The organism is Embleya sp. NPDC020630, from assembly GCF_044334985.1.
Taxonomy (GTDB): domain Bacteria; phylum Actinomycetota; class Actinomycetes; order Streptomycetales; family Streptomycetaceae; genus Embleya.
Genome location: NZ_JBIRUB010000042.1, coordinates 1 through 17,321 on the forward strand (window position 1 = coordinate 1; position 17,321 = coordinate 17,321).

Here is a 17,321-nt window from a genome sequence, read left to right on the forward strand (position 1 = left end):
CATGCTCAGAGACGAAACCTTCTACGAATCCCGACCCGCCGAATCGGCCGCAGCATGACCCGATCTCGGTTGACGAAAGACATAGAGGCACCCCCCCCGAGCCGGCCCAAGCCCCCTGACCCGCTCACTCGTTCGGGGGAACCGCCCGGGTTACTGCCCCAACTCCGAGATCTCTGCATAGGTTCAACCCGACGACAGCACACCGGCCCGGTTGATGGCCTCATGGGCCGTCGGCGGTTAATCATGGGCGCATGACGCGACGCGAGCCACAGGAACGGAGGCCACCGATGTCGACGGTGACCGAACGTGCAGCCATGTCGGTCGAACAGTTCGAGCGCATGGCCGAACACACCCGTGAGAACCCCGACGATCTCTGGCTGGAACTGATCGGCGGCAAGGTAGGGGTAAAGGCGATGCCCGACGGCGATCACGTTGAGATCGTGATGTGGCTGGTGAAATTGTTCGCGCGTCTTCGATCGGAACTCACGCTCTACACCGAACACGGTCTCCAAGTCGAGCAATACCGCAACGGCCGTGCGCGACCCGACGCCATGCTCGCCCCGGAAGGCACCTTCCTCGGCCAAGGCGAGTGGAGCGACCCGACTCCGGTACTCATGGTCGTAGAGGTGACCTCGTTCGATGGGGACACGGATAAGCGGGATCGAAAGGACAAGCCTCGCGCCTACGCCGAGACCGGAATTCCGCTGTATCTCCTCATCGACCGCGACAGTTGCGAGACGATCGTGCACAGCGAGCCGGAAGACGGTCGATACACCGTCGTCATCGCACGGTCCTTCGGCAAGCGCGTCCACCTCCCCGCGCCGGTCGACCTGACCATCGACACGGATCGCCTTCTGAACATGGTTCGCTGACCGACCCTCTGCGGTGGGCCCGGGTCGGGCCCACCGCCGGTCACCGGTCAGGCGTGCGGGGCCTCGCGTACGCTGCGGGGGCGCATGTCGGTCCAGACCTTGTCGATGTGGGCCAGGCAGTCCTCGCGGGGACCCGTGAAGCCTTCGGGGCGCCAGCCGGCCGGGATGTCGCGGTCGGTGGCCCAGACCGAGTACTGGTCCTCGTCGTTGATCACTACACGGCACACACGCGTGGGTTCGTCGTCGGTGGTCATACCTTCTCCGATTCGAGGTGGGTCGGGTTGGGCCCGGTGGATGGGGTCTTGGTGCGCTTGCGGCGTTCCTCGATGCCGATCAGGTCGTCCGGCATGGCGTCGGGGACTTCGTCGTCGAAGCGCGAGATCACCCGGTGTCGCAACGAGGCGAGGGCCAGCAGGATCATCGCGGACGCGCAGATCAGGTACAGGAATCCGGTGCCGCGCCCCTCCCCCACGCCGATCACCCGGCCGACGCTGGAGGCGAGCGCGCCGTCCGGACGGAACAGCGGTTCGAGCAGATGCACGGACAGCGGCGCGATCACCCCGAAGCCCAGTGGAAGGGTCGACCACGCCACCATCGTGTTCAGCGCGATCACTCGGCCGTGGAACCGCTGCGGCACCTTGACCTGGATGATCGTCGCGTAGATGCCGTTGAGCAGCGACAGGCCGAAGAACACCCCGAAGAAGGAGACCCCGACCAGCACCGGCGAGGGCCGCAGCCCTGCCAGGAACGCGAACACCGCGATGAGCATCGTGGCGACCAGGATCCCGTGCATCCGCCGATGCCGCGGCCCGCCCCACACGCCCATGGCCAGCCCGCCGAGCAGCGCACCCGCCCCGGCCGCCATGCCGACCGCGCCGGCGGTGTGTACCGAGCCGAACGACAACACCAGTGGCGTCATCAGCACCAGCATCGGCGCCAGGAAGACGTTCAGCAGCGCGAAGTAGAGCAACATCGTGCGAAATCCCGCGTGCCCCATCGAGTAGCGCACCCCGTTGGCGATCTCCTTGACCATGCTCTCGCGCCGGGTCTGCGCCATCGTGTCGGGGAACGGCACGAAAGCCACCACCGTCACCGCGATCACGAAGGTGCCGATGTCGATCAGCAGGATCCCGCCGAGCCCGATGCCCGCGAGCAGCGCCACCGCGATCAGCGGCACCACCAACTGGGCCAGCCCGGTGCTCATTTGCACGATCCCGTTGGCGTGCCCCAGATAGCGCTTGGGCACCAGTTGCGGTACCGCCGAGTTGTAGGCCAGCCGTTGGAACGTCGCGGTCAGCGACAAGACCACGAGCAGGCCGTACACCGCGCCCACTCCCAAATGGCCCGCCCACAAAAGCAACGCCATCGCCACCTGCACCAGACCCGCCACACAGTCCGCGGCCAACATCACCGACCGGCGGCTGTTGCGGTCCACCACCGCGCCCGCGAGCGGTGCCACCACGATGCCCGGCACCAGGGCCAACACCGAGAACAGCGCGAACTGGGTGAGCGAATCGGTGCGCAGGTAGATCCAGATCGGGATGGCGAACTCGGTCAGCGCCGACCCGGTGATGGAGGCGAGTTGCCCGAGCGCCACCGCCATGAAGCGGCCCATGCTCGGCCGCACCGCCGACCGCCCCGCGGTCTTCACATCCGCCGCCGAGGCCGACCCCGAACCGGGCACCGACTCGGCCGCCGAGCCGGATTCGGCCCCTGAGACCCCGTGCAGCCACCAGCTCGCGTCCTCGCCGCGCGCCGCCCGGGTCAGCGGCTCGGTACGCTCCCGCGCGACCGCCTCATGTGTCGCCGTGACGATCTCGGCCAACTCCTCGGCCCGGTAACGCAGGAAGTAGTGCCCCGCCTCGTCGATCACCACCAGTGCCGTGGCCGAGGCCATGAAGTGCCATTCGCGGTAGCGCTCCTGATAGAACTCGGTACTCGGGTCGCGCTCGCCGATCACCGAGATCACCGGCGCGGCCAGCGGCGGCAGGTCCTGGGCCATGCGCTTGGTGAAGTAGGCCTCCGAAGTCAGCCCGTCCTTGCGCATGTTGCGGATGATGAAGCTCACCTGCTCCTCGTCCAGGTCGCCGAGGTCGGCGCCCATCGAGGTCAGCCAGTTCAGATGCACCCGGTCCGCGCGCAGCCGCTCCAGACCGGCGAATCGGGTCAACGCGCCGAGCACACCGCCCTCGGGCCGGGCGAACGGGAAGATCGCGCCCAGGTACACCGCCTCCAGGCGGCGCCCGGCCTGTTCCAGGAGATACGCGATCTGCGCGGTGAGCGCGCTGCCCACCCCGCAGTGCCCGTACAGCGCCAACGGCCCCTCGACCCCGGCCAGGATCTCGTCCGCACACTCCCGCGCGACCTCCTCGATCGGCCTGGGCGCCTCCGGCATGGACAGGTCGTGGCCGGGAATCGCCACCGAGTACAGCGCGTGCCCCGCCGGCAGCGCGTCCGCCAACGGCTGGTAGACCACCGCACTGCCGCCGCCGTACGGCACGCACACCAGCGACAACACCCGCTGCCCGACGGGAATCGGCCGGGTCAACTCGTGCAGCAGCGAACGTGGTTCGTCCGCACCGACCGGGCGTTCGAGCAGTTGCGCCAGTTCGCGGATGGTCCGGTGCTTGAACAGTTCGAGCAGCGACACCTGCCGACCGCCGGGCGGCAACACCTTGCGCAGCCGGGCCAACACCTGCATGGCGAGCAGCGAGTGGCCACCGAGTTCGAAGAAGTCGTCCGTCACGCCCACCGACGCGAGTTCGAGGACACCGGTCCAGATCTCGACGAGTGTTTCCTCGAGTTCGCTCGCGGGCGGTACACGCTCGCCCCCACCCGCGCCCCCGGCCGTGTCGGGTTCGGGCAGCAGCGCCCGATCCACCTTGCCGTGCGCCTTCAGCGGCAGCCGGTCCAGCCACACGAAGCGCGACGGCACCATGTACTCGGGCAGTCGCAACAACAACGCGCGCCGCAGGTCCGCTCCGGCGGGACGCTCACCCGACAGGACCGACGCGTCCCCGTCCTCCTCCGGCGGCACCAGATACGCGATCAGCCGCTGTGCGCCGGCCGGACCGCGCGGGTCCACCACGGCCTGCGCAATGCCCTCCTGTGCCCGCAAGGCCTCCTCGATCTCGGCGGGTTCGACCCGGTAGCCGCGAATCTTGATCTGCTGGTCGCCGCGCCCCAGGAACTCGATGTCGCCGCCGGGCAGATACCGGCCGAGGTCGCCGGTGCGGTACAGCCGCCCGCCCGGCGGCCCGAACGGGTCGGGGACGAACCGGTCGGCGGTGGCGCCGGGTTGGCCCAGATATCCCCGGGCCAGCCGCTCGCCGCCGATGTGGATCTCCCCGGTGACCCCGATCGGCACCGGCTCCAGGTGCGCGTCCAACAGGTACACCCGCGCGTTCGGCAGCGGCCGGCCGATCGGCGTCACGGTCGAGGTCACCGTGTCGTCGGGGCGGACCCGGTAGGTGGTCACCCCCACCGTGGTCTCCGTGGGCCCGTAGTGGTTGACCACCGCACAACCGCCCAGCGCGGCCAGGTCCCGGGTCCACTCCCACGACGAACCCTCGCCGCCCAGGATCAACAACCGGCGGGGCAACAGCGGTTCGGTGCCGACCTCGGCGGCGAGCCCGGCCAGGTGCGAGGGCGTCATCTTGAGGTAGTCGACCGGATGCCGGGCCAGATAGTCGGCGAACTCGGCGCCGGACAACCGCTTGGGCATCAGGTGCAGTTCGCCGCCGGTGGTCCAGGCCAGGTACAGCGCGGTGATCGCGAAGTCGAAGGACAACGACTGGGCCAGCCCGTACACCGACCCGGGCACCACCTCGAACCGCTCGCGCACTCCCTCCAGATAGGCCAGCGCCTCCCGGTGCTGGACCGCGACCCCCTTGGGACGCCCGGTCGAACCGGACGTGTAGATCACGTAGGCCAGATTCCCCGGCCGCGCCGTACCCGGCACCGGATCCGCGCTCTCCGCCTCGATCACGGCCCGTTCACGGTCGACCAGGACCACCGCCGCTCCGGTGTGGCCCACCGTACGTTCGCGCAGCGCGGTGTCGGTCACCACCACTCGCACCGCCGAGTCGGTGAGCATGAACGTCAGCCGCTCCACCGGCTGTTCCGGGTCCAGCGGCAGATAGGCCGCGCCCGCCTTGAGTACGGCGAGCACCGCCACCGCCAGGTCCAGGGACTGCTCCAGGCACAGCGCGACCGGCGTCTCCGGCCCCGCACCGGCCGCCCGCAACCGTCGGGCCAGCCGGTTCGCGCGCGCGTCGAGTTCGCCGTAGTCGAGTGTCTCGCCCCGGTGGGTCACCGCCGGCGCACACGGATCCCGCGCCACCTGCGCCTCGATCGCCCGGGCCAGCGTGGTGTGTTCGGACAGCGGACGAGCCGTGTCGTTCCACTCGGTGAGCAACCGCGCCCGCTCGGCCGCGCCGAGCAGGTCGATCCTGGACAGCGGGACGTGCGGATCGGCGACCACCGACCGCAACAGCGTGGCCAGATGCCCGGCCAGCCGTTCGACCGTGGCCGCGTCGAACAGGTCGGTGTTGTAGGTCATCAGTCCGTGCATCCCGGTGCCGACCTCGAACACGAACAGGCTCAGATCGAAGCGGGTCACCCGGGAATCGGCGGTGAACCAGTCGTGTGCGAGACCGGTGAAGCCGTGCTCGCCGCGCCCGTAGTTCTGGAGCGCGAAGGTGACCTGGAACAGCGGGGTCCGGGAGACGTCGCGCGCCACGTTCTGCCCGCGCACCACCTGATCGAACGGCAGATCCTGGTGGGCGTAGGCATCCAGGCTGCTCTCCCGTACCCGGCCCAGGAGTTCGGCGAAGGTCGGATCACCCGCCAGTGGTGCCCGCATGGCCAGCATGTTGACGAACATGCCGATCATCGGCTCCAGATCCGGATGCGGACGCCCCGCGATCGGCGAACCGACCGCGAAGTCGGTTTGCCCGGCGTGCCGGGACAACACCGCCTGCCATGCCGCCAACAGCGTCATGTACTGCGTGGCACCGTGGGCTCGCCCCAACGCGGTGACCGCGTCGCACAGTTCCGGGTCGAGCACGAACGAGTGCCCGTCCCCGGAGAACGTCTGCTGCGGCGGGCGCGGCCGGTCGGTGGGCAGCGCGAGCGTACCCACGCCCGCCAATCGTTCGCGCCAATAGGCGGCGGCACGTTCGCCCTCGGCGCCGCCCAGCCGCCGCTGCTGCCAGGCCGCGTAGTCGCCGTACCGCACCGCCGGTGCCGACAGCGGCGATTCCAGCCCGGCGACGAACGCGTTGTAGTCCGTCATGAGTTCGTTCACCATCAGGTGCACCGACCAGCCGTCGCCGACCAGATGGTGCAGCACCACGACCAGGATCGTGTCATCGCGATCCAGCCGCACCAGCGCGGCCCGGAACAGCGGGGGCACCTCCAGATCGAACGGCCGGGCGAACTCCTCGCCGACGAGCGCCGCGGCCCACCGCTCGCGCGCCCCGAGATCCAGGTCGAGGGGCGCGCTGCGCCGAGTCACGGGGACCGGCGCCGGCGGGTGCACTGTCGCGGTCGGGTGACCGTCGGCGCTGGTCCCGAACGTGGTGCGCAGGCTGTCGTGCCGGGCAAGCAGCCCGGACAACGCCCGTTCCACCGCGGCCTCGTCCAGCGGCCCGCGCAGCCGCAGCGCGAAGGGGATGGTGTAGGCGGCGGTGCCCGGTGTCAGGTTCTCCATGAACCACAGCGGGATCTGCGCCGAGGACAGCGGAATCTCGGCCTCGTCCGGCAGCCGGGGAATCGACGGCGGGGCCACCGCCGTCGATCGGCGCAACCGCTGTTCCAGCAGGGCCCGCTTCGCGGCGGACAGGCCGCCCGCCCGGGTCGGGGGTGAAGTGAGCGTCATCGCGGGTCCCCCGTCTCGGTTGCGTCCAGCACCAGTCGTTCGGCGTCCGCCTCGGACAGCTCGTCCAGTTCGACCATCAGCAGTTCCTCGATCGCCGTGGCCAGACCGGCCACAGTCGGATCGGCGAACAGGGTCCGGATCGGCACCGCGAGTTCGATCGCGGCGCCGAGTCGGGCCACCGCCCGGGTGGCCAGCAACGAATGGCCTCCCAGTGCGAAGAAGTCGTCCAGCGCGCCGACCCGGGAGACCCCGAGCACCTCACCGAAGGTCTCCGCGACCAGCTCCTCGGCACTTCCGCGCGGAGCCACGAACGAGGCTTCGGGCGTGGCGTGTCGCTCGGGCGCGGGCAGCGCGGCCCGGTCCAGCTTGCCGTTCGGAGTGAGCGGCAACCGGTCCAGCGTCACGAACGCCGCGGGCACCAGATGGGCCGGCAGCGTGCGGTCCAGCGCGGCCCGCAACCGCGCCGCGTCCGGCACGGGCATCGACCCGGCCGCCTCCGGCACCACGTAGGCGACCAGCCGCCTATCACCCCGCTCTTCCCGGAGCACCACCACCGCCTGCCCGATGTCCGGCCGCGCCACCAGGGCCGCCTCGATCTCGCCGAGTTCGATCCGGTAGCCCCGCAGCTTGACCTGGTGGTCGTCGCGGCCCAGGAACTCCAGGGCCCCGTCGGGTCGCAGCCGGGCGCGGTCGCCGGTGCGGTAGAGCCGCGCGCCGGGCGGCCCGTACGGGTCGGGCACGAAGTGGCGTGCGGTCAGGGCGGGTCGGCCGAGATAGCCGCGCGCCAACCCGGTCCCGCCGATGCACAGTTCCCCGGCGACCCCGATCGGCACCGGTTCCAGGTGCCGATCCAGCACATGCACGCGGGTGTCCGCGAGCGGGCGGCCGATCGGCGGCCTGGAACCGTCCCAGGCCCCGGCCGCACCTCCGGCCAGGTCCGCCGCGGTGGCGATGACCGTGGCCTCCGTCGGACCGTACGTGTTGACCACCTCGATCCGCTCGCCGAACACCTCGTACCAGCGCCGCATCGAGGCGGCGTCGGCCTGATCGCCGCCCAGGATCAGCAGCCGCAGGGTCTCCGGCCAGACCAAACCCGGTGTCAGGGCGACGAGTTCGTGCCAGTAGGACGTCGGCAGGTCGAGCACGGTCAGCGTGCGCCCGGCCGCGGTGCCGAAGAAGTCCGGCAACAACCCGTCGGCGGGGGCGAGCACGAGCGTGGCGCCGCCGAGCAGGCTCGGATACAGCTCCTCGACGTGCGTATCGAAGCCGAACGAGGCGAACTGCAAAACCCGGTCGCCCGGACCGCTCCGATACCGCTCGCGCATCCATGCCACCCGGCCCGCCAGCGCCTCCCGGGTGATCGGGGTGCCCTTGGGTCGGCCGGTGGAGCCGGACGTGTAGATGATGTAGGCGAGATGGTCGGGACCTGCGATCCGGGCGGGCGGCTCCGCTCCGGTATCCCCATGCGGATCCGCGTCGACCTCGTCCAGCAGCGACACCGGCAACTCGCCGCCCGCGAACCGATCGGCGAACCGCGCCCGGCACAGGACGCGTTGCGCTCCGCCGTCGGACAGCATCCACCCGATCCGCTCGGTCGGCAACGTCGGGTCGATCGGCAGATACGCGCCACCCGCCTTCAGTACGGCCAGCAGCGCGACGACCGTCTCGATCGAGCGTTCGGCGCAGACCGCGACCACCGTGTCCGGTCCGGTGCCGGCCCGGCGCAACACCCGGGCCAGCCGGTTCGCGCGGGCGTCGAGGTCGGCGTAGTCGACCCGGGTGTCGCCCGACTCGACGGCGACCGCACGCGGGGTACGCAGCGCCTGCACCTCGAAGGCCACGACCGGGTCCGGGCATTCGCCGCCGGTCGGCCCCATCGCACCCGCCAGCACCCGCACCCGCTCCGCCGCCGACAACAGCGGCAGCCGGGACAGCGGGGTGTCCGGATGCGCGACCGCGCCCGCGAGCAGGGTCTCGAAGCAGCGGGCCAGTCGGGTGATGCTCTCGGGAGCGAAGCGGTCGGTGTTGTACACGAACTCGGTGACCAGCTCGTCGCCCTCCGGCCAGACCTCCAGCGCCAGATCGAACTTCGCCTGCCGAAAGCCCGATTCGAACCCCTCGGCGGCGACCCCGGCCAGACGCAATCCGGCTCCGGCCGGTGGACGCAGGGTCAGCATGGTCTGGAACACCGGCGGGCTGTCCGGGTCGCGGTCCACGTCCAGCGCGCCGAGCAGCCGCTCGAACGGTACGTCCTGATGCTCGTACGCCTGGAGAGCCGCCGTGCGGGTGCGGCCGAGGAAGTCGCGGAAGGAGGGGTCGCCGGCCGTACTTCCGCGCAGGACCAGGGTGTTCAGGAAATAGCCGACCAGCGGCTCGTAGTCCTCCTCGTCCCGACCCGCCAGCGGCGAGCCGACGCAGACGTCCTCCTGGTCGCAGTAGCGGGCCAGCAGGGTCTGGTATCCGGCGAGCAGGGTCATGTAGAGGGTGACCCGTTCGCGCCGGGCGAGTTGTTCGATTCCGATGCGCAGCGATGCCGGAAGGTGGTGGGTGACCGTACCGCCGTGCCCGGACTCGGTGTCGGTGCCGGTGCCGCTGCCCCGGGGCCGATCGACCGGCAGGTCCAGCGTCGGCGCACCGGCGAGTTGCCGGGTCCAGTAGGTCAGTCGTTCCTCGAAGCCGGGCTCGTCGAGGAGTTCGAGTTGGCGCCGTACGTAGTCGCCGTAGGTCAGCGGCAGCGGGGTCAGCGGCGACGGGCGCCCTTCGGTGAACGCCGCGTAGAGAAGTGCCAGTTCCTCGTCGATCACGTTCATCGACCAGCCGTCGGCGACGATGTGGTGCAGGGCCAGGCACAACACGTGGTCCCGGCCGGCGGAGTCCAGGTGCAGCAGGCTCGCCGCGAACAACGGGCCCCGGGCCAGGTCGAACGCACGGTTCGTGCGTTCGGCGACCAGATCGCGGGCGCGTTGTTCGCACTCGGCCGGGGCGCCGTCGACCGGCACACGCTCCAGGACGAACGTCCCGGGCGCGCCGATCACCTGGATCGGTACACCGTCCTCGTCGGGGAAGGTCGCGCGCAGGCTGTCGTGCCGGTCGACCAGTTCGCACAGGGCGCGGTCGAGGGCGGCGACGTCGAGCGGGCCGCGCAGACGGTGGACCTGGAACATGTTGAACGCGGCGTCGCCGGGGTTGATCCGGTCGAGCAACCACAGCCGTTCCTGGCCGGCGGACAGCGGGATGCGCCGCGTTGGGCGGGACGCGGACGGGTCGGCGGGCCGCTCCGGCGGCGACAACGGGTGCGGGTCGTGGCTTCGGGTCGGGTTGTTCATGGCCGCCGCTCGCTTCGCATCGCGGATACCGCGCTGGTGAGTCCGGAGATGGTCGGGGTTTCGAAGAACACGTGCAGCGGTACGTCGACGCCGAGGCGTTTGCGGATCCGCGCGCCGATCCGGGTGACGGTCAGCGAGTGACCGCCCAGGTCGAACAGGTCCTCGTCGGGACGGATGTCGTCCAGGCCGAGCACCTCGCGCCAGATCGCGGTGATCTCGGCGGCGGGCCCGGTATCGGCGGGGGTGTCAGCCGCGTCGATCGGGTCCGGTTCGACCGTCCGCAGGCGCGGCGGCGCGGGCAGCGCGGCCCGGTCCAGCTTGCCGTTGGGGGTCAGCGGCAGGCGCTCCAGCGGCACATAGACGCCGGGTACCAGGGCCCGGGGCAGCGTCGCGGCCAGATGCACGCGCAGTTCGGCCGCGCTCGGCGTGGCGGCGCCGCGCGGGACCAGGTAGGCGACCAGGAGCGGCCCGTCGGCACCGTCCCCACGCACCGTCACGGCCGCCGCCGCGATGCCCTCGTGGTCGAGCAACGCGCCCTCGATCTCCCCGAGTTCGACCCGATGACCCAGGATCTTGACCTGGTGGTCGTCCCGGCCCAGGAACTCGATCCGGCCGTCGTCGCGATACCGGGCCAGGTCGCCGGTGCGGTAGAGGCGGGCGCCGGGCGGGCCGTACGGGTCGGGCCCGAAGCGGTCGGCGGTGACGCCCGGCAACCGGCGGTAGCCCCGGGCCAGTCCGTCGCCGCCGATGTACAGGTCGCCCGCGACGCCGACCGGGGTGGGGGTCAGGTGTCGGTCCAGGACGTACATCCGGGTGTTGGCGATCGGGCGGCCGATGGTCACCTCGTCGTCGTCAGGGCCGATCTCGGCGGTACTGGACCACACCGTGGTCTCGGTCGGCCCGTACGCGTTCACCAGGCGGCGGGCCCGGCGGCGCAACTCGTTTGCGAGCGGCGCCGGCAGTGGTTCGCCGCCGGTGACGGCGAACACCGCCGGCTCCTCGAAGCCCGCGTCGAGCAGCATGCGCCAGCCGGACGGGGTGGCCTGGACATGGGTCACCCGTCGACCCCGGATCAACCGGAGCAGCGCCCGGCCGTCCCGGGTCTCCCCGTCCTCGGCGAGCACGAGTCGCCCGCCGGTGATCAGCGGTACGTACAGCTCGACCGCCGAGATGTCGAAGGACGCCGAGGTCAGGCCCAGCCACACCGAGTCGGCGGCGCAGGCCAGGACGTCCCGCATCGAGGCGAGCAGGTTGCTCAGCGCACGATGTTCGATCTCCACTCCCTTCGGGCGGCCGGTGGAGCCGGACGTGGCCAGCACGTAGGCGAGTTCGCCGGGCGTCGGTGGGGGTGCGACCACCGGGTCGGGGCCGGCCGGGTCGATCACCGCCGTCCCGGTGAGGATCCCGTCGATCAGCAGCGCCTGGTCGGCGCGCCCGGCAAACCGGCCGAGCAGGTCGCGTTCGGTCAACAGGGCATCGGCGGCGCAGTCTTCGAGCACCATCGCCAGTCGGGCCGACGGGTATTCCGGGTCCAGCGGCAGATACGCGGCACCCGCCCGCAGCACCCCGAGCAGCGCGGTGGGCAGCGCGGCCGTGCGCCGTACGCAGACCGCGACCAGGTCGCCTCGGCCGATCCCGGCGCCCCGCAATCGCCGGGCCACCGCGTCGACGGCCGCGTCGAGTCGGGCATAGGTCAGCCGGGTCGCACCGCACTCCACCGCGATCGACTCGGGGGTACGGGCGGCCTGGGCCGCGAACTGTGCCGGCAGGGCGGCCGGTTCGACCTCTTGCCCGGTGTCGTTCCAGTCCCGCACCATACGTTCGCGCTCGTCGGCGCTCTGCAGGGCGAGGCGGGACAGCCGGGTGTCCGGGTCGGCGACGATCGCCCGCAGCAGGGTCCGGTAGTGGCCCGCGATCGCCGTCGCGGCATCCTCGTCGAGCACGTCGGTGGCGTAGTGCAGGTGCAGTGCGAGTCGATCCGGGTCGTCCAGGCACTGCATGTGCAGTTCGCCGCGCGCGGCGTGGTTGAACACGGTCCAGTCGATCGATACGGGCAGGCCCGCGAAGTCGGGCACCGAGGTACGGCGGCGATAGCTCATCGACACCGGCGCCAGCGCCAGGCGCGGGCTCAGGCCGGTGACGACCCGGCCGAGCGGCACGTCGCGGACCGGGTACAGGTTGCGCAGGTCGGCCCGCAGCGCCTGGACGAAGGTGCGGAAGGTGAGGTCGGCGGACGGCGTGGTGTGGACGGGGAGTTCGTTGACGTAGGTACCCACCCGGTCGCGGCTGTGCGGGGTGCGGGTGCCCAGGTCGATGGCGACCGTGGCCCGTTCGTTGCCGTACCGCCACAGCTGGGTGTGCAGCGCGCCCAGGAGCAGCGCGAAGGTACTGACGCCGAGGAGTTCGGCGGTGGCGGCGACGGCCACGCGCAGTTCGTCGTCGACGGGAATCGGGACAGACCCGCCGATGCCGCCGTCGATCGTGCCGCGGCGGCGCCCGGGCAGGGTGACGACGGGTGGTTCACGCTCCTCGCCGGCGAAGCGGATCTCGGCCAGGCCGACCCGGCGCTCGGCCTCGGCCGCCTCGCGGGCGATACGCTCCGCATCCTCGGACTCCTCCAGGTCCGGCAGATCGGGTTTGACACCGGTGCCGAACGCGGCGTAGTGCGCGGCCAGATCGCGGACGAGGATGTCCTTGGAGCCGCCGTCGAAGGCGAGGTGGTGGGCGACCACGAGCAGGGTGCGGTGTCCGGGGCCCGCGTCGACCAGGGTGAAGCGCACCAGCGGCCCGGTCTCCGGGTCGAACCGGCGCAGCGTCTCGCGGCGCAGCAACTCGGCCACCGAATTGTCGCGTTGCGCTTCGGGCGTCTCGGTCAGGTCCTCGATCACCAGGTGCGGAACGGTGTCTGCGGGGACCAGCCACGGTTCCCCGTCGAGGTCGCGCAGCGCGCTGCCCAGGACCGGGTGGCGCACCACGACCGCGTCACAGGCGTGCGCCAGCGCGGCCCGGTCGAGGTCGCCGGTGAACCGGATGCTCAGCGGCATGTGGTGCGCGGTGCCCGTGGGTACCGCGAGTTCGGTGAACCGGATGCCGTGTTGCGCCGCGGACACCGGGGCTCGGCACGGGGATTCCGGCGGCAGGGATACCGGTCGGGTGGTGCGCATCAGCGGCCCTCCTGGGAGGCGGTGGGTGCGTGAACCAGCGCGGCGGTGTCCCCGAACACCGGCGCCTGGGGGTGGTCGAGCGCGAACTCGCAGGCCTCGACGAAGGCCTGGGCCAGGTCCTCGACGACGGACGGGGCGAACGCGCGGTCGTTGTACAGCAGCCAGCCGGCGATGGTGCCGTCGGGCTGTTCGGTCAGGGCCAGTTCGGGCACGCCCAGGTCCGGGCGGCCGTCCGGCGTGGGCCATTCGGCGTCCAACTGCCTCGGCAGCTCGAAGGGTTCGGAGAGCAGGCCGAGGAAGTGCGCCTGGTTGCTCCAACTCTCGTAGCGCACCCAGGCCGCGTCCGGAAAGCGCGGGTAGAACTCGGCGAACGGGTAGCACTGGTGCTCGGTCGCGGCGAGCGCGGCGGTGCGGACCCGGTCGAGCAGGTCGTCGTACGACGGGTCGCCGCCCAGGTCGACCCGGATCAGCAGGGATTGCACGAGGCAGCCGATCAGGTTCTCGCTGCCGGGTCGGGTCCGGCCGGGTACCGGTGACATCACCACGATGTCCCGGATGCCGGACGCCCGCGCCAGGACGCCCGTCCAGCACGCGGTGGCCACCATGAACGGCGTCGCGCCCCGCTCGCGGGCGGCCGTGCGCAACCGCTCGACCAGGTCGGCGGCAAGGCCGAAACGCACCGAACCGCTGTGCAGCAGACCGGTGGCCGCGCGCCCGGGGAACGGGTCGAGGGCGGCGGGCGCCCCGGCCAGGGTCGCCTCCCAGAACGGGCGGGTGCGCGGCCATTGCGCGCGGGCCCAGCCCAGGTGTTCCGAGCAGGTGGGCGTGGGCGGCGGCAGCGGAGCGGGCCGATCGCTGTGCAACGCCGAGTAGGTCAAGGCGAGTTCCCGGAGCAGGACGCCCATCGACCAGCCGTCGAACACCATGTGGTGCACCGCGAGGATCAGCACGTGGTCCTCGGGGGCGAGTTCGATCAGCAGGGCGCGCACGAGGGGTCCGTGTGCGAGGTCCCAGTGGTGTTCGCGTTCGGTGCCGGCGTGCTCGCGGGCGAACCGTTCGCGGTCGGCGTGCGTGGCGCCTTCGGCCCGGATCCGCCGCATCTCGGGTGGTAGTTCGGCGAGTACGACGGCGTCGGCGGTGCCGTCGGCGTAGTGGAAGACGGTGCGCAGCGCCTCGTGCCGGCGCACCACCTCGCCCAGAGCGGCCTCCAGGGTGTCGGGGTCGAGGGTGTCGGTGATCCGGATCCCCACACTGACGGGGCCGACGTCGCGCGGCTGGTCGGTGGCGTACATCCAGACGAAGAAGTTCTCCTGCTGCGAGCTGAGCGGCATGCGCACGACCGGCTCCTCGGCCGACTCGCAGCTCGCGGCCCCGGGCCGTACGCACGCCGGTTCCGCCGGTGTGCCCGCGCCTGCCGATTCCGTCCGGGCGGATTCCGGTCGCGCCCGGGCGGTGTCGATCCAGGCGGCCTGGGCGGCCAGTTCGGGTCGATCGAAGGCGAGCGAGACGGGCACGTCGAGCGCGAACAGGCGGGTCGCGGCGGCGGCCAGCCGGGTCGCCTTGAACGAGTCCCCGCCCAGGGCGAAGAAGTTGTCGTCGGGACCGGCGCCGGGCGTGCCCAGCACTTCCGTCCACAGGCCGCCCACGGCGGTCTCCGTCGCGGTCCGGGGCGCACTCGGCCGCGCGGCGTCGTCCTCGGCCATCCGGGCCCGAAGTTCCGCCTTGACCACCTTGCCCGCCGGGTTTCGGGGCAGGGTGTCCAGGCGCAGGAATCGGGTCGGGATCTCGTGCCGGGCCAGGCGTTCACGCAGGAACGCCCGCAGGTCGTCGGCGGAGACCTCGTCCCGCAGGACCAGCGCGGCGGCGACCATGGTGCCCATCACGGCGTGTGGCGCACCGAACACGGCGGCGTCGGCGACGGCCGGGTGTTCGTACAGCGCGGCTTCCACCGCGAGCGTGGCGACCTTGTTCGCGCCGGACTTGATCAGGTCGCTTTCCCGGTCGATCAGGTACAGATAGCCGTCGGCGTCGAGTCGGCCGATATCGCCCATCCGGATCCAGCCGTCGGTGAACACCCGGGCGTCGGCGCCCGGGTCGCGGTAGTAGGAGCGCGAGGTGGTGGGCGAGTGCAGCCAGATCTCGCCGGCCTCGCCGGTCGGTACGGGTTCGCCGTCCGGGCCGACGATGCGCAGGTCGTCCAGGCCGGTGCCGCGCCCGACCGAGGTCGGCCGGTCGGGGTCGAAGACCATGGTGGTCTGAGCCGGGGCCGCCTCGGTCGAGGTGTAGGAGTTGACGATCACGGCATCGGGGAAGATCTCGGTCAGGGCCAGTGCGGTGGCCGGCGGCAGTGCGGCGGCGGTCGAACCGAAGAGTTGCACCGAGTCGAGGTCGTGCCGGGTCCAGGCCCGCGAGTCGACCAGGTCGGTCGCCATCGCGGGCACGGTGAACACGGTGCCGACCCGGTGGGCGGCGATCAGCGCGCAGAACTCCTCGGCGTCGAACGCCGGGGCGCACAGCGCGGTCGGCGCGGCGGTCAGCGCGTTGAGCAACATCGTCTGCCCGGCGTTGGTACCGATCGGAAACGCGTGCAGGAAGTGCTTCGAGTGCGCCAACTGCCGTCGTCGGGGTGCTGGTTCGAAACCGTGGGTGAGGTTGGCGTGGGTGGCGCCGACGCCCTTGGGGGTGCCGGTGGTGCCGGAGGTGTAGAGGATCTGCGCGAGGTCGTCGGGATGCGGCTCGGCGAGGGCCGGGGGTTCGGCGGGTTCGAGAGGCTCGGCGGGATCCGGGGGTTCATGCGGATCGACGGGGTCCGGCGCCGGGAGTGCGGCCGGATTCGAGCGGCGCCGCGCGTGCGCGGCGGATTCGAGCGTCGTCGAAATCGCGGTCCAGGCACCGGTGTTCGGTGGCTCGATGTCGACGCCGTGCAGGACGCCGGCCGCCGCGCAGTGCGTGAGCAGGGCCTGCACGGCGGCGGTCGGCAGACGTTCGGGCAGCGGTACGGCGACCGCGCCGGCCCGCTGGACCGCGCAGTAGGCGACCGCGTAGTCGGCCCATTCGCGACCGGCGAAGATCAGCGCGACCCGATCCCCCGCGCGTACCCCCCGATCGCGCAACTCGCGGGCCAGGGCGACGGATCGGCGCCACCAGTCGATGAAGGTCAGTCCGGTCCCGGAGTGGCCCGGGACCAGGATCGCGACGCGATGCGGGTCGAGGTCCGCGCGGGCTGCCAACAGGCCCGGCACGGTGCATCGATCCTCGGGACGCCTCGAACCGGATAACCCGGGCCGGACGTCGGGGGCGGTCACGGCGCGCCCCGCTTCGACGTCGCCGGGCACGGACGTGGTTGAGCTCTGCGCATGGTTCTTCTCCGGGGTAGGAGTGCAAAGTTTGGTACGCCGACGGAGCAGTGTCGGCTCACGCTCGAATTGGGCGGAATTGCCGTACGGGAACCACCGACGAGCCATGGAGCGATGACCGTCGGCGACGCGCCCAAGACTGTCAATGGACTAGACCAATGACAAGAGCCGTTCCGAATCCCGGACCACGTTCGAGGTGGAAAACCGGCCGGTCGCAGCGCCGGGAGGGCACATCGACCACCCCGGCTGCCCGTCGGGCCACGTGCGAACCACTCGATTCCGCCCCGGGAGGGGAGGATTCGCCTCGTTGCGCGGAAGTCTGTCGCGGACGACATTCGGGCGCTAACGTGTGCCTGCCGCACTTCCCTCACCCAGGGTCGATGATCGTTGAACCCGGTGTACTCGCCGGTAATCATCGACATCGGCGGAAAGGTATCGTCATGCGTACTGCATCGAATGCCACGCGGAACACCGTCGTCGACGCCTGGCGCTCCGGCGCCGAAACGGCCGACGGCGTGGAGAACCCCGCCGGTTCGCTCTACATCGGCGGATCCGCCACGGAACAGGGCCTCACCGAGATCGACGTCGCGGCGATCAGCTGTGGCACCGCCTGTTCGTGGTCGCGCACTCGCGCCTGTTGTTGACCGAAACTCTCCGGCTCGCCGTTCGGCGCCGATCGCACGTGCGATCGGTGTCGGGCGGCGGGTCCGTCTCGATGGGGT

Annotated in this window: 7 protein-coding genes; 2 read left to right on the plus strand and 5 right to left on the minus strand. The window is 71.3% G+C overall.

Translation table 11 applies throughout. From position 1 onward, the window contains the following. Positions 1 to 287: 287 nt before the first annotated feature. On the plus strand, positions 288 to 872 hold the full coding sequence (locus ACH4XV_RS46980; RefSeq protein WP_395800523.1) for a Uma2 family endonuclease: 585 nt from the start codon (positions 288 to 290) through the stop codon (positions 870 to 872). A 47-nt stretch (positions 873 to 919) separates the two neighbouring features. Here ACH4XV_RS46980 and ACH4XV_RS46985 read toward each other — a convergent pair whose 3' ends face one another. The 5 genes from ACH4XV_RS46985 to ACH4XV_RS47005 are packed head-to-tail and all read right to left on the minus strand — an operon-like array spanning position 920 to position 16,485. Next, complete coding sequence (locus ACH4XV_RS46985; protein ID WP_395800525.1) at positions 920 to 1,126, minus strand: MbtH family protein; 207 nt, start codon at positions 1,124 to 1,126, stop codon at positions 920 to 922. Next, positions 1,123 to 6,753, minus strand: coding sequence for an amino acid adenylation domain-containing protein (locus ACH4XV_RS46990; RefSeq protein ID WP_395800527.1), 5,631 nt, complete (start codon positions 6,751 to 6,753; stop codon positions 1,123 to 1,125). The genes ACH4XV_RS46985 and ACH4XV_RS46990 overlap by 4 nt, the downstream gene beginning before the upstream one ends. Then, entirely contained in the window at positions 6,750 to 10,079 is a 3,330-nt protein-coding gene (locus ACH4XV_RS46995) for an amino acid adenylation domain-containing protein (RefSeq protein ID WP_395800529.1), read from the minus strand. The genes ACH4XV_RS46990 and ACH4XV_RS46995 overlap by 4 nt, the downstream gene beginning before the upstream one ends. Then, positions 10,076 to 13,243, minus strand: a complete 3,168-nt coding sequence (locus ACH4XV_RS47000) for an amino acid adenylation domain-containing protein (RefSeq protein WP_395800531.1) — start codon at positions 13,241 to 13,243, stop codon at positions 10,076 to 10,078. The genes ACH4XV_RS46995 and ACH4XV_RS47000 overlap by 4 nt, the downstream gene beginning before the upstream one ends. Continuing rightward, complete coding sequence (locus ACH4XV_RS47005; protein WP_395800533.1) at positions 13,243 to 16,485, minus strand: AMP-binding protein; 3,243 nt, start codon at positions 16,483 to 16,485, stop codon at positions 13,243 to 13,245. The genes ACH4XV_RS47000 and ACH4XV_RS47005 overlap by 1 nt, the downstream gene beginning before the upstream one ends. A 554-nt stretch (positions 16,486 to 17,039) precedes the next feature. On the opposite strand from ACH4XV_RS47005, the gene ACH4XV_RS47010 reads away from it, so the two are divergent. Then, positions 17,040 to 17,243: a DUF6229 family protein gene (locus tag ACH4XV_RS47010; RefSeq protein ID WP_380007174.1), complete on the plus strand. Its 204-nt coding sequence runs from the start codon at positions 17,040 to 17,042 to the stop codon at positions 17,241 to 17,243. Positions 17,244 to 17,321 lie beyond the last annotated feature (78 nt).

Excerpts from the sequence above, each read along its gene's own strand:
- ACH4XV_RS46995 (WP_395800529.1), bottom strand. The coding sequence starts at position 10,079 with ATGAACAACCCGACCCGAAGCCACGACCCGCACCCGTTGTCGCCGCCG.
- ACH4XV_RS47010 (WP_380007174.1), top strand. The coding sequence starts at position 17,040 with ATGCGTACTGCATCGAATGCCACGCGGAACACCGTCGTCGACGCCTGG.
- ACH4XV_RS46985 (WP_395800525.1), bottom strand. The coding sequence starts at position 1,126 with ATGACCACCGACGACGAACCCACGCGTGTGTGCCGTGTAGTGATCAAC.
- ACH4XV_RS46990 (WP_395800527.1), bottom strand. The coding sequence starts at position 6,753 with ATGACGCTCACTTCACCCCCGACCCGGGCGGGCGGCCTGTCCGCCGCG.
- ACH4XV_RS47000 (WP_395800531.1), bottom strand. The coding sequence starts at position 13,243 with ATGCGCACCACCCGACCGGTATCCCTGCCGCCGGAATCCCCGTGCCGA.
- ACH4XV_RS46980 (WP_395800523.1), top strand. The coding sequence starts at position 288 with ATGTCGACGGTGACCGAACGTGCAGCCATGTCGGTCGAACAGTTCGAG.